At 62.2% G+C, this 13,574-nt stretch carries 11 protein-coding genes; 3 read left to right on the top strand and 8 right to left on the bottom strand.

Annotated features, from left to right (window positions below):
• Positions 1-57: 57 nt before the first annotated feature.
• The 5 genes from ilvB to ESZ00_RS15280 all read right to left on the bottom strand — a co-directional run bounded on the left by ilvB (position 58) and on the right by ESZ00_RS15280 (position 6,382).
• Positions 58-1,797, bottom strand: coding sequence for a biosynthetic-type acetolactate synthase large subunit (ilvB, locus tag ESZ00_RS15300; RefSeq protein ID WP_129209175.1), 1,740 nt, complete (start codon positions 1,795-1,797; stop codon positions 58-60).
• Positions 1,798-1,874: 77 nt separating this feature from the next.
• Positions 1,875-2,483, bottom strand: coding sequence for a 3-isopropylmalate dehydratase small subunit (gene leuD, locus ESZ00_RS15295; RefSeq protein ID WP_129209174.1), 609 nt, complete (start codon positions 2,481-2,483; stop codon positions 1,875-1,877).
• Positions 2,483-3,913: a 3-isopropylmalate dehydratase large subunit gene (leuC, locus tag ESZ00_RS15290; protein ID WP_129209173.1), complete on the bottom strand. Its 1,431-nt coding sequence runs from the start codon at positions 3,911-3,913 to the stop codon at positions 2,483-2,485. The genes leuD and leuC overlap by 1 nt, the downstream gene beginning before the upstream one ends.
• Positions 3,914-3,983: 70 nt before the next feature.
• Entirely contained in the window at positions 3,984-5,087 is a 1,104-nt protein-coding gene (gene leuB / locus ESZ00_RS15285; protein WP_129209172.1) for a 3-isopropylmalate dehydrogenase, read from the bottom strand.
• Positions 5,088-5,173: 86 nt separating this feature from the next.
• Positions 5,174-6,382: a 2-isopropylmalate synthase gene (locus ESZ00_RS15280; protein WP_308419077.1), complete on the bottom strand. Its 1,209-nt coding sequence runs from the start codon at positions 6,380-6,382 to the stop codon at positions 5,174-5,176.
• 121 nt (positions 6,383-6,503) lie between these two features.
• On the opposite strand from ESZ00_RS15280, the gene ESZ00_RS15275 reads away from it, so the two are divergent.
• Together ESZ00_RS15275 and ESZ00_RS15270 are read left to right on the top strand one after the other, a co-directional pair.
• On the top strand, positions 6,504-7,424 hold the full coding sequence (locus ESZ00_RS15275) for a LysR family transcriptional regulator (protein ID WP_129209171.1): 921 nt from the start codon (positions 6,504-6,506) through the stop codon (positions 7,422-7,424).
• A gap of 171 nt (positions 7,425-7,595) precedes the next feature.
• Positions 7,596-8,192: an outer membrane beta-barrel protein gene (locus tag ESZ00_RS15270; RefSeq protein ID WP_129209170.1), complete on the top strand. Its 597-nt coding sequence runs from the start codon at positions 7,596-7,598 to the stop codon at positions 8,190-8,192.
• A 126-nt stretch (positions 8,193-8,318) separates the two neighbouring features.
• Here the strand turns inward: ESZ00_RS15270 and ESZ00_RS15265 are convergent, their stop codons facing one another.
• From ESZ00_RS15265 to ESZ00_RS15255, 3 genes are all read right to left on the bottom strand, one after another.
• Positions 8,319-8,876, bottom strand: coding sequence for an outer membrane protein (locus tag ESZ00_RS15265; protein WP_164981543.1), 558 nt, complete (start codon positions 8,874-8,876; stop codon positions 8,319-8,321).
• Positions 8,877-9,023: 147 nt separating this feature from the next.
• A complete protein-coding gene (locus tag ESZ00_RS15260; RefSeq protein ID WP_129209168.1) occupies positions 9,024-10,820 on the bottom strand; it encodes a M48 family metalloprotease in 1,797 nt (598 codons plus the stop codon).
• A 198-nt stretch (positions 10,821-11,018) separates the two neighbouring features.
• Positions 11,019-12,098, bottom strand: coding sequence for an energy transducer TonB (locus tag ESZ00_RS15255; RefSeq protein ID WP_129209167.1), 1,080 nt, complete (start codon positions 12,096-12,098; stop codon positions 11,019-11,021).
• Positions 12,099-12,539: 441 nt separating this feature from the next.
• Between ESZ00_RS15255 and galE the strand changes: the two genes are divergently transcribed.
• On the top strand, positions 12,540-13,514 hold the full coding sequence (galE, locus tag ESZ00_RS15250; protein ID WP_129209166.1) for a UDP-glucose 4-epimerase GalE: 975 nt from the start codon (positions 12,540-12,542) through the stop codon (positions 13,512-13,514).
• Positions 13,515-13,574: the final 60 nt, after the last annotated feature.

The following is a 13,574-nucleotide window of genomic DNA, read 5'->3' as shown; positions in this document are numbered from 1 at the left end:
GGTGACAAATCTCTTCTGGACGAATCCTGGTAGGTGCTTCTGTTACGGTCGCTGTTACTAATCCTGCGCGGTCTCGATGAGCGGGTTCTTTTCCGGTCTGCGGATCATCTCGTGCAGCGCGGAGCCTGCCGGGATCATCGGATAGACCGAGTCTTCCTTCTCGACGAGGAAATGAACGAGGAACGGCCCCTTGTGCTTGCGTGCGGCCTCGACCGCGGGCGCAACCTCGGCGCGGGTGCGGACGGTGATGCCGGGGATGCCGTGGGCCTCGGCCAGCTTGACGAAGTCGGGGCTGAGGATGGGCGAAGACTCGTAGTTCTTCTCGTAGAAGAACTCCTGCCACTGGCGCACCATGCCGAGATAGCCGTTGTTGACCACGGCGATGTTGATGTCGAGGTTCTCCTGCGCGATGGTGGAGAGCTCGCAGGCGGTCATCTGGAAGCCGCCGTCGCCGGCGATCACCCAGACTTCCTTCTCCGGCGCGCCGACTTTGGCGCCGATGCCCGCAGGCAGTGCGAAGCCCATGGTGCCGAGGCCGCCCGAGGTGATGAGCGAGCGCGGGTCTTCGTGCTTGTAGTACTGCGCCTCCCACATCTGGTGCTGGCCTACGTCGGTGGCGACGACCGCGCGTCCGTTGGTCGCGTGCCAGAGATCGTGCATCACATGCGCGGCGTAGAGATGGCCGGTGTCGGGCAGGTTCTGGATGTCGCGCACTGCGGACTCGCCCTTCATCGCATTCACTTCGCGCACCCACGCGGACTCACCGCTGATGGGCGAGAGATGCGGCAGCAAAATCTCGAGCATCTCGGCCAGGTCGCCGATGAGGGCAACGTCGACCTTGACGTTCTTGTTGATCTCGGCCGGATCGATCTCGATGTGAATCTTCTTCGCGTCCGGCGCGTAGGTGGCCAGCGTGCCGGTCACGCGGTCGTCGAAGCGCATGCCGCAGGCGATGAGCAGGTCGGACGATTGGATGGCGTTGTTCACCCACGACTCGCCGTGCATGCCCATCATGCCTAATTGCAAGGGATGCGTGGCGGGCACACCGCCCAGTCCCAGCAGCGTGGTGGCGATGGGAATCTGCAGCCGCTCAGCGAGAGCAAGCACCTGCTCACGCGCGCCCGACTGGATGATGCCGTGGCCAGCGAGGATGATCGGGCGCTTCGCGCTGCGGATCAGGCTGACGGCTTCGAGCACCGATGTATGTTCGGAGCGAAGCATGGGATGCGGACGATACGCCTTGGGTGCGGCGGCTTCGAAGTCGAAATCCGCGGTGTTCTGCTGCGCATCCTTGGTGATATCGACCAGCACCGGGCCGGGACGGCCGGAGAGTGCCACCTGGATGGCCTCGCGGATGGTCGGAGCGATGTCTTCGGCGCGTGTCACCAGATAGTTGTGCTTGGTGATGGGCAGCGTGATGCCGGTGATGTCGACTTCCTGGAAGGCATCGGAGCCGAGCGCCTTGCTCGAGACCTGGCCGGTGATGCAGAGCATGGGGACGGAGTCGAGCATGGCCGTGGCGATGCCGGTGACGAGGTTCGTCGCGCCGGGGCCGGAGGTGGCGATGGCTACGCCGATCTTGCCCGAGGCGCGCGCGAAGCCGTCGGCCATGTGCGCTGCGCCCTGCTCGTGGCGCACCAGGATGTGGCGGATGGGGAACTTGCGCAGCGCGTCATAGACGGGCAGGATGGCTCCGCCGGGATAGCCGAAGACCTCGCGGACACCCTCGCCTTCGAGGGTGGCCCACATGATCTCGGCGCCGGTTAAGCGCGTGCCTGCGATTTTCGCTTCGCTCATCTCATGCTCCTTGGTCGTGCTGGGTACTGTGTCGCGGGACGGCCGTGCTTCTGTCGCCGTCCCTTCGAGCTCATGGCTTACAGGGCAGCGGCGGGCCGTGGAGCCAGCCAGAATGCGGCATTGTGCTTCTGTTCAAACGTGTCCAGCGCATCTGCGTGACGCAGCGTGAGGCCGATGTCGTCGAGACCTTCAAGCAGGCAGTAGCGGCGGAAAGGATCGATGGAGAATCCGGTGGAGAATCCGTCGTTGTCTTGCAGCGTGTTCTCTTCCAGAGAGACGGTCAGCGTGTAGTTCTCGTTCGTCGCCGCGCGGTCCAGCAGCATCTGTACCTGCTCTTCGGGCAGGGTGATGAGCAGAATGCCATTCTTGCCCGCGTTCGAGTGGAAGATGTCGGCGAAGCTCGAGGAGATGACGCAGCGGAAGCCGTAATCACCCAGCGCCCAGGCCGCATGTTCACGCGACGAGCCGCAGCCGAAGTTCTTGCCCGCGACCAGAATCTCTCCACCCTGGTAGCGCGGCTGGTTCAATTCGAAGTTCGCGTCCTTGCGCCAGTCGAAGAAGAGGAAGTCCCCGTAACCGGTGCGCTCGATGCGCTTCAAAAATTGCTTCGGAATGATCTGGTCCGTATCGACGTTGCTGCGGTCGAGCGGAACCACCTTCGAGGTCAGCGTGTGAAATGCCTTCATTAGACCAGTACCTCCGCCTTCTTGAATTCCCAGGTGCGGACGTCGGTGAAGTGTCCGGTGATCGCGGCCGCGGCGGCCATCATGGGGCTCACGAGATGAGTGCGCCCACCGGCGCCCTGGCGGCCTTCGAAGTTGCGGTTGCTGGTCGAGGCGCAGCGCTCGCCGGGCTTCAGCGTGTCCGGGTTCATGCCCAGGCACATGGAGCAGCCGGGCTCGCGCCAGTCAAAGCCTGCCTCGCGGAAGATCACATCGAGGCCTTCCTGCTCGGCCTGCGTCTTCACCTGCTGCGAGCCGGGAACGACCATGGCACTGACATGCGGGCTGACATGATGACCGGCGACGACCTTGGCAGCCTGGCGCAGGTCTTCAATGCGGGAGTTGGTGCAGGAGCCAATAAACACGCGGTCGATGGTGACTTCCTCGATCGACGTGCCGGGCTTGAGCGCCATGTACTCGAGCGCACGCTCGAAGCCCTTGCGGTCTGCCTCGGAGGCGGCGTTGGCGGGATCGGGCACCGTCTCGGTGACAGAGATCACCATGCCCGGGCTGGTGCCCCAGGTCACGTAAGGAGCGAGTTCGATGGCCGGGATTACCAGCTCGCGGTCGAACTTTGCGCCTTCGTCGGTGGTCAGCTTCGACCACTCCTCGACGGCCTTGTCCCACGCCTCACCCTGCGGCGCATATGGACGGCCCTTGAGGTAGGCGAAGGTGGTCGCGTCGGGGGCGATCATGCCGGCGCGTGCGCCTGCTTCGATGCTCATGTTGCAGACCGTCATGCGGCCTTCCATGCTCAGCGAGCGGATGGCCGAGCCGGCGAACTCGAGCACGTAGCCCGTCGCGCCGTCGGTGCCGATGCGGCCGATAATGCCGAGCGCCACATCCTTCGCGCCCACGCCCTCGGGCAGCTCGCCTTCGACGGAGATGCGGAAGGTCTTGGCCTTGTTCTGCGGCAGCGTCTGCGTCGCCATCACGTGCTCGACCTCAGAGGTGCCGATGCCGAAGGCCAGTGCGCCGAAGGCGCCGTGTGTCGAGGTATGCGAGTCACCGCAGACAATCGTCATGCCCGGCTTGGTGAAACCCTGTTCCGGCCCGATGACGTGTACGATGCCCTGCTTGGGTGACTGCACGTCGTAGAGCTCCACGCCGAAGTCGGCGCAGTTCTTACGCAGCGTGTCGATCTGCTTGGCGGCGATGGCGTCCTCGATGATGAGGCGGTTCGCCGTGGTGGGCACGTTGTGATCGACGGTGGCCACGGTGCGGTCCGGGCGGCGCAGCTTGCGGCCCGCGATGCGCAGGCCCTCGAAGGCCTGCGGCGAGGTCACTTCGTGCACGAGATGCAGGTCGATGTAGAGGATCGCTGGCTCATTCGCCGGCTCAGCTACAAGATGCTGCTCCCAGACCTTCTCGAAGAGTGTTTTCGGTGTCGACATAATCTGTAACTCCAACTGCTACATAACTTGCTTTTGCGCCGAAGGCGCGTATGCCTGGACGGCCAGTCCCCTAGACGGCGTGCAGCGACTGGCGGCGATCGATGATCTCGTTGAGCGCCTCGAAGACCTTCTGGCCCATCTCCTGCGTGGTGAGCTTCTGCTTGCTCTCGCCGCGGACGAGATCGGCGGTGCGGTAGCCGGCTTCCAGCACCTTGCGGACAGCCGTCTCGATAGCCAGGGCATCCTGCTCGAGCTTGGCTGAGTGACGCAGCAGCATGGCCGCGGTCAGGATCGCGCCGAGCGGGTTCGCAAGGCCCTTGCCTGCAATATCGGGAGCCGAGCCGTGGACCGGCTCATAGAGATTCACCTTGCCGCCAACAGTGGCCGAGGGCAGCATGCCGAGCGAGCCGGTGATGACGGCGGCTTCGTCCGAAAGAATGTCGCCGAAGAGGTTCTCGGTGAGCACCACGTCGAAGTTGCGCGGGATGTTCATCAGGTGCATGGCGAAGGAGTCGACGTACTGATGATCGAGCGCAATGCCGGGGTACTCCTTAGCGACTTCGGTCACCGTCGCGCGCCACAGTTGCGAGGTCTCGAGCACGTTGGCCTTATCGACCGAGGTGACCTTCTGGCGGCGCGATGCGGCCAGTTCGAAGGCCACGCGGGCGACGCGGACAATCTCATCGCGCGTGTAGCGCATGGTGTTGTAGGCCGAGTTGGTCTCGCGGTTCCACTCGCGCGGCGTGCCGAAGTAGAGGCCGCCGAGCAGCTCGCGCACAAAGATGATGTCCGCGCCGTCGGTGACTTCCGGCTTCAGAGGAGAATTGACCGCGAGCGAAGGCCACGCGAAGGCCGGGCGCAGATTGCCGTAGCCGCCGAGTGCCTGGCGAATTTGGAGCAGGCCGGCCTCGGGACGTTTATCGGGGGGCAGGGCATTGAACTCGTTGCTGCCGACAGCGCCGAGCAGTACGGCGTCGCTCTCGAGCGCGGCTTCCAGCGTGGATTCGGGCAGCGGGGTGCCGTGCGCCTTGATGGCCGCGCCGCCGATCAGGGCATTGCGGAATTCGAAATCGTGACCGCCGAGTTCGGCAACCGTACGGAGGATGCGCACCGCTTCGGCTGTCACTTCGGGACCAATGCCATCGCCGGCAACAACCAGCACCTTCAACTTCATCGTCTTCTCCAGGATCGTGTCTTTCGGCAGAGCCGAAGGTTATGAGGGAGAGCATTTGGATACGCGGGCCGAAGCTCGCGATATCCTTAGCTGGCTTTGCCTGCGGGCTCTTCGGCGATCAGGTCCTGATGCCGCTCGTGGTGCGCAACCAGGTTGATGAGGTCCTGGTCGTAAATGTTCTTCTTGCGGTCGGCAACCTCGGTGAAGGCGCGATACGCGACTTCGAGGTCTTCGGCCGAGAGCTTATAGCCGAGCTCGACAAGGCGCGCGCGCAGTGCGTGACGGCCGGAGTGCTTGCCGAGGACCAGGCGGTTGGTGGGCGCGCCGACCGAGGCAGGGGTCATGATCTCGTAGGTCAACGGATTCGAGAGCACGCCGTGCTGATGGATGCCGGACTCGTGCGCGAAGGCATTGCTGCCAACGACAGCCTTGTTGGGCGAAGGGCCGAAGCTGATGGTGTTCGAGAGCAGCTGGCTGACGCTGTAGAGGTGGTCGAGCTTGATGTTGTTCTTCAGTCCGAAGCGGTCGGAGCGGACATGCAGAGCGGCGGCGATCTCTTCGAGCGCCGAGTTGCCCGCGCGCTCGCCGATGCCGTTGATGGTGCACTCCACCTGGCGGGCTCCACCTTCGATGGCCGCCAGCGCATTGGCGACGGCGAGGCCGAGATCGTCATGCGTATGCGAAGAGAAGGTCACCTTGTCGGCGCCCGGCACGCGCTCGCGCACCTCGCGGAACATGGCGCGGTACTCATCCGGCGTGGCGTAACCCACGGTGTCCGGCATGTTGATGATGGTCGCTCCAGCCTCGATGGCCACGCCGACGATCTTGCAGAGAAAATCGCGGTCCGATCGCGTCGCGTCTTCAGGCGAGAACTCAACCTCATCGGCGAAGTTCACTGCCTGGGCCACGGACTTTGCCGCGAGCTCGAGAGCCTGCTCCCGGCTGATCTTGAGCTTGTACTCTAGGTGCAGGTCGGAGCTGGCCAGGAAGATATGGATGCGGCGGCGCTGGGCGTGCTCGAGCGAACGGGCGGCGCGCTCGATGTCTTCCGCCTTGGCGCGGGCGAGCGAACAGATCACCGGTCCGCGGATTTCGCGGGCGATCCGGTCGATGGCTTCGAAATCGCCGTCGGAGGCAATGGCAAAGCCGGCCTCAAGGATATCCACGCCAAGATCGGCCAGCGAACGGGCCATGGCGAGCTTTTCCGGCTGGGTCATGCTGCAGCCCGGCGACTGTTCGCCGTCACGCAGTGTTGTATCGAAGAAATGTACGGTATCGGGGAGTTTCGACATCATCGCCTACCTTGATAGTGATTCTGCCAAATCCCGGCACATGATTCAAATTTATAATTTCTACTGATTCGATAAATTTAATCTATAGTTTGTCCATATCGTGAACATGGGACGCTGATCTTTTATGGACCTGGCTCAACTGGAGACATTTTTAGCGGTCGTTGAGGAACGTGGGTTTTCTCGCGCCGCAAGCCGGCTGCACCGCACCCAGCCCGCGGTGAGCCACACCATTCGACGTCTGGAAGATGAAATCGGCGAGCCGCTCTTTGAGCGCAGCTCCCGCGAGGGGACGCTGACCGCCTCCGGCGAGCTGCTGCGCGAGTATGCCGAGCGGATGCTGGGCCTCAGGCGCGAGGCCACCAGCGCACTCGAGCAGCTGCGTTCGCTCGAGCGGGGAAGGCTGCACATTGCGGCCAACGAATATACGTGCCTCTACCTGCTGCCGGTGCTCGACGAATTCCGGCGGCTTTGTCCGCATGTCAGCGTCCTGGTGGAGCGGGCGTTCGCCAGCCGTATCCCGGACCAGCTGCTGGACCGCTCGGTCGAGCTGGGGGTGGTGACCTTCACGCCGCCGGATGCTGCGATTGAAGCGGTAAGCGTCTATACCGACCCGGTGGTTTTCGTGGTGAATCCGCGCCATCCGCTGGCGCGGGAGAAGGAAGTGGGCATCCGGCAGCTGGGAGCGGAGAGCTTTATCGCGCATAACGTCGTATCGCCGCTGCGCCGCAGGGTGATTGCGCTCTTCGAGCAGCACCAGACGCCGCTCAACATGTATGTGGAGCTGCCCAGCCTGGAGGCGATCAAGCGGTTTGTGGCCATGGGCAACGGCGTGGCGCTCGTGCCGGGGCTTACCGTGCAGCAGGAGCTGGAGCGCGGCGAGCTGGTGCAGGTGGCCGTGCCGGAGCTGAAGATCGAGCGGCAACTGATGCTGGCGCGGCGCCGGCACGGGAGCCTCTCCTATGCCGCGCAGGCTTTTTTGAAGGTGCTGGAGTCGGTTGCCGCGGAGCGTGGAGCACCTTTTTGCTACCGCTCTGCGGTCTCATGAAGTCCAATGCTTCAGTTTGATTGGGGAAAGGCCTTCCATCCTGCTGTCGAAAGACGGATGGACAGGTACAATGGCCAGAGTGGACCGGGGAGTTTCTCGCGGCGCCACACATCTTTCACACCAGCCGCAGAGGCATAGGCCCGCCGCAGCGGGTCCGAGGTTCACGAACGAATGAAGAAACGTCTGTTGATGTTGTTGCTGCTTCCGCTGATGGCGGCGGCATGCTTTGCCCAGGAGAGCCGTCAGGACATCAGCGTAAGCGGCACGGGTCTGATTCCTCCTTTCATCGCCGGGAACGCCGTTCAGCTGCACGCGAACGTTGGCTACGGTGTGCTGATCAGCTATCGCTACCTGCTGACCCCGCGCAGCGGACTCGAGCTGAACTACCAGTACGCGCAGCAGGTTCAGCACTACACCAACCCGACCAACAACGTCCTGATCCATGACCGGTTCCAGGAAGTTTCGGGCGCGTACGTGTATAGCTTCAACTACCGGAACTTCAACCCGTTCCTCGAAGGCGGCATCGGCGGCTTCATCTACTCGCCGATCGATGACAATAAGACGCAGCTGCAGAACCTGAGCCAGAGCACGAATATCGGCGCGCTCTACGGCGGCGGTATCGCGTACGAGATCAGCCCCAGCTTCGACATCCGCGCCGAGTACCGCGGCCTGGTGATGAAGACCCCGAGCTTCGGCCTGAGCAACTACCGGACGAACCGTTACTACAACATCTACGAGCCGACTATCGGCGTGGCGTACCACTTCTAGGCACGCAACAACGTAGCTGATAAAAAGCCGCCGGGATATCCCGGCGGCTTTTGTTGTATGCGCTCCTCAGCGAGAAGGCCAGGCGAGAGCCTGGCCTTCTGCTGTTGAGAAAAAGAGAGCGGTGGGTTACCGGGCGCCGAGCAGGCGGTAGGCTACGCCGATGCTGAAGCCATTCGGGGTTAGGCCATGGCTAGGATAGCCGTCTTGAAGGCCTGGGGCCGAGGGCAGGAAATGGTACTCATAGTCGCCACGGACAGACCACTTCCGGTTGACACGGTAATCGACGAAGCCGCCTGGCACGTAGGCAAAGTAGCTTCCGTTGCCGATATTGTTGGGGTAGTTGATCCAGTCGCCGCCGAGCAGAAATTTCGCATTAAAGGAAAAACGGTTCCAGCGGTAGAGGCGATATTTGACGCCGGCGAGATAGTTTTTTTGCGTCTCGCCGCCTTCACCATGCCAGTCCATGAAACGGGCTTCGCCCTCGACGCCGAGTTTCTGGGTGAGGTTGAAGTCGAAGAAGACCCCAGGGCCGAGAACTCTGGCCGCATCATAGTCGGGGTGGAAAGAGGAAAACTCTCCGCCGACCCAAAGGGTGGAATTTCCACCGCGAGCAGAGGGGGCGACCTGGGCCCAGGCGGCTGTCGCCCCCAGGAGGATGCCGCTCAAGAGAATTTTTTTCAGCACGTTGTAAACACTCCAGTTCCGTAGGTATGCAATTTTCTCACCACACGCGCAAGCGCTGCGCGCTTGCCTTGAAGCAGGAAGCCGGTGCGGGCTGGGCCCGCACCGGCGACCTCTGAGGCGATGCCTGGCTGGTAATGAAGACGCAGGCTATGGTTGAGGCGTTTGCGGTGCCGGGGTGGTGGCAGGCGGAGCAGCGTTGCCTCCGTTATCTGCCGGAGCCTGGGCAGGTGCTGCAGCCGGAGCCGCAGTTCCATTGTCAGCGGGCGCCGGAGCCGGGGCTGCCGGTGGCTGATAGCGGACCAGACGGTAGTAAATGGGCGTGACCTCGAACGGCATCTTGTCCCGGCTGCTGAGCAGAGCGGCAGGCTTGACGTTGAGGGCGTAGATCTTGTCATCCCAGGAGTCGACGCGCAGGCGGCTGTTTAGCGGCAGGGCTGCGATCTGGGTGAGATCGTCGGGGTTGAGCTTGGGCGCGCCCTGGGTCAGGCCGGAAAGCCAGGGGGTGCCGTCTGTCTTGAGGAGCGAGTCGCCGAGGCGTGGGGTGAGCAGCGCGGTCAGAGCTTTCTGGCGCACGGCGAGCTGCTGGAAGAACAGGCCGACGGAGGCCGACTTGTCCTTGTAGATGGAGTTGTTGAAGAGTTCCACGGCCTTCTTGGCGGCAGCTGCGTTATCCGCCGGGGTGTGGTTCATATTGATGCGCTGGAAGGCTGCCTCATCCGGGAAGAGCAGCCGGTCGTTGAAGGCGTAGCGGGTATCGGTGTGGTGGCCGAGCACGATGTGCGCGAGCTGGAAGGTGAGCACGGCCGCCAGGCCCTCTTCTGAAGGCAGGGTGTCGATCAGGCCCTTGCTGACCAGGATGGTGTTGCCGATGGAGAGCGACTCGAGCGTGTTGGTGAGCAGCACACGGCAGTGGACATCGTCGGGCAGCTCGATCTTGTTGCCGATGACGACGTTGTTGGTGACGGTCTCGAGCACCTTGTCGAAGTCGCTGGGCGGAGCCAGCAGGCCGGCTTGGGTGAGGCGGTCGAGGACATTCTGCTCCGCCTGGGAGACCCACTGGCGCTGGGCCTGCAACGGGCTCATATCCTGCGACTGGCCGCTCTGGTCCTGAGCATCGTCCACCTGGATCGACTCGTTATCCGATTCGCCCTGGGGAAGCTTGAGGGAGTAGCCCCAGAAGTAGGTCTGGGCGCGGAAGCCGAAGTTCTTCTTCGAGTCGCCGGTGTGCGATTCCTCGACATAAATGGCGGTGGGCAGCCACTGTCCGGGCTGAACGTTGGTCCGCCAGCTGTCGAAGTGATAGTAGTGGGCGACCTCGTCATCCTTGCTGCCGGTATAGGAACCGTTGAAGCGGACGACGTGGCCATCCTGGTCTTCTACCCAGATACGGCCGAAGAAGCGGCCGGCGCCCTTCACATCGGGCTTGGGGCGGACATCGAAGACCATGGTGCGCACGGTGCCCAGGAAGTCACGGCGTACGTAGGTGAAGATGTAGTGCTGCTGGTCGAAGCCGGACGGATCGATGAACATCATGTCCATGAAGCCGGTGGCGGAATAGGTGATGTGGAAGCTCTTGGTCAGGCCGCTGAGATAGCTCATGCTGCCCTTGAAGAAGCCCTTGCCTCCGGACTTGCGCGAGCCGTACTCGTTCGCCGAGAAGCTCTTGCCGAAATCCACGCGGGCGATGCTGTACTCATCCGACTGCGGCACCTGGTAGAGCGCCGGGTCCTGCTGCATGTTCTGGATATACGTCTGGACGAGCGGGGTGCTCTTTTCGATCTGCTTGACCGTGTCCCGTTCGTCGGCGATGGCCTTTTCCACCAGGGCGGACTGCTCAGGGGTGAGTGGCACCGGGGGAGGATACTTCGGGGCTTTCTTGGCATAGGCGGCGGAGACGCCCAGCATCAAAGCCAGACCTATGGTCGAAAACTTGCGCAAATACATTTACAGGCTCCTCTTAAAAACTTTCGAATCTGCGAGACCGGAACACCCCGGCCGGGAGCAGCATGAGTGCGTTGCGAATACTGCTCCCGGGAAAGGGTTGAATCAAATTGTGGAACTGCTGATCTCCAACTGCTGATCATGTATCGCTGTTCTGAGCGGCGGCTTTCTCCAGAGCGGAGTAGGAGAAAGCCGTCAGGCTCAGGCCAGCTGGAATGTTACGTGGATAACCGTGACCTCATCGACAGGGTGACCATCCTTGGTAGCGGGCTTGAACCGGATGCCTTCTGCGACGGCGCGTGCCTGCTCGTCGAGACCGTGGCCAAGGCCGCTGACGACCTGCAGAACCTGCACTCGCCCATCGGCAGTAAAGCGTACCTGCAGAGTGACATCGCCTTCAATATGCAGTTGCTTGGCCTCCGCAGTGTAAGCCGCGCGAGGCTTGGAGATGACCACGATCGGCGTCGACTGGGCCTGCTGCGGGGCCGCGGCCGCACGGGGACCGCTTGATCCGATGCCGGTGCCGCCGAAGCCGCTCTGGGCGACCTGTCCAGTGCCGCCGGGACGGCCGGTGCCGCCGACTACGCCGGAGCCGAATCCAGCCGAGGCGACGGTGCCGCGATCACGGCCGCCGGGGACGCCGTTGGCCACGCCGGAGCCGAAGGCCACGCCCTGGACGGAGCCGCGCCGGGCTGCGCCGGCACCGGACTGCGTTCCAGGAGCCGAGGCGAAGGAGCCGACCGCGGCAATGTTTGCCGGACGGTTGGCGTTCGGGTCCGGATGCGCACCATTCGGATCGCCGAAGCCGCCGGTCTTGACCGTCGGCGCCGACTGATTATTGGCGACCGTCGTGGGTCTCGAGCTCTGGAAGAGGCCGACCTTGGGCTGCGGAGGAGGCTTGACCGCCTTCGGCGGCGCAGGGGCTACCGCGGGCAGCTTGGTTTCTACCTTGACTACATTGACTTTAGGCGGTTCCACAACCGGCTTGGGCGGTTCCACCTTGATCTTCGGCGGCTGAGGGGTGACTTTGGGCGGTGGCGGAATGACATGAACCCTGGGCGGCGGCGGAGGAATGTAGGGCTTCGGCGGCGGGGGAGTAAAGACGAGCGTCGTCTGATTATATTTTTCTACTTTGACCTCATGAACCTTGGCTGCGGCAAAAAGCAGCAGCAGGGCGCCGATGGCGATATTGACCACCATGCTGACGCCAAAGGAGCCAAATCGTGATTTCTGCTCCGGCAGTAGTCCAAAAAGGGAATCATTCTCGGGTTTGCTGACCATAGGTTCCTTGAAGAAAAAATCACTCGTTAGATGACGAAAGTGGCCGAGATGTCGTCACCATAGCTCTGTGCATTCGGGGTGCCATTTTCCGGGGAGAAAAGGTCGTCGATTCCTTTGCCCCAGGCTTTGCGGCATGTTACCTGCCGTCATCCTTGCTGCCCTGTGTCCAGAATGGCAGTCACCTGCAATTCTGTTCCTTCCAGCGTAGCGCGAAAGCTTTGAGCCGATCGATAATATTGCTTTTCTAATTAATAGGTGGGGAAATCTGTAATCTTGCCACAGGTTACTAACTGCTGCGGAGGTGTGTCGAGAAAATTTCGCGTAATTTTTTCCCGCATATCGAGTATGGATGCCATGTTCCACGCTTTGCTTCGCCTGATTCCGGCATAGAGCCGGTATGCGACATAGAATGAGGGCATTCACGTACCAAGGAGACACGCTTTGCGAATTTTGGTTACGGGCGGCGCCGGCTACATCGGCGGAACGGTCGCCCAGCTGCTGCTCGACTCCGGACATCAGGTCGTTGTGTATGACAACCTCTGCCACGGTCATCGTTCGATGATTCCGGCTGCAGCCGAGTTCGTGGAAGGCGAACTGGCGGACCGGGAAAAACTCGAACGTGTCTTGCATAGCTCAATAGACGGAGTCATGCACTTTGCTGCTCTGATTGAGGCCGGTGAAAGTATGAAAAAACCGGAGCTATATTTCAGAAACAACAGCGCTTCCACGCTGACGCTCTTCGAAGCGATGCTGGCGACCGGGGTGAAACGGCTGGTTTTTTCCTCAACCGCAGCCGTTTACGGCGAGCCTGAGTCGACGCCGATCTTCGAGGACGCGCCGCTCCATCCGACAAATGCCTATGGCGAGTCAAAGCTGCTGGTGGAGCAGATGCTCGCGTGGCTCAACCGCATCCACGACTTCCGCTATGCCAGCCTGCGCTACTTCAATGTGGCCGGAGCGATTGAAGGACGTGGCGAGGCGCACGAGCCTGAGTCGCACATCATTCCACTGATTCTTGACGTGGCGCTGGGCCGTCGCGAGAGCATCAAGATCTTCGGGAAGGACTATCCGACCAAGGACGGCACCTGCGTGCGTGACTACATTCACGTGCAGGATCTGGCGCAGGCTCACCTGCTTGCGTTCAACGCGCTGAAGGAGCACAGCCGCCTGATCTACAACATCGGCAACGGCGTGGGCTTTACGGTGCTCGAGGTGATCGAATCGGCGCGGCGGGTGACAGGGCATGCGATTCCCGTGATCGAGGAGCCGCGGCGGCCGGGCGATCCGGCCGTGCTGATTGCCAGCTCGGAGAAGATCATCCGGGAGCTTGGCTGGAAGCCGGAGTACACCGAACTGGACGCTATCCTCGCTACCGCCTGGAAGTGGCACCAGCAGCGGTACGCGAAGACGAACTAATCTCGTCCCCGGCCCACCCATGATGAACGGCGCGTCATGGGTGGGGCATCCGGCGATGCT

It is taken from the genome of Silvibacterium dinghuense (genome assembly GCF_004123295.1).
In the GTDB taxonomy this organism is placed as follows: Bacteria; Acidobacteriota; Terriglobia; order Terriglobales; family Acidobacteriaceae; genus Silvibacterium; species Silvibacterium dinghuense.
Note: the sequence above shows the minus strand (reverse complement) of the source record. Positions and strands in the feature narration are given on the sequence as shown.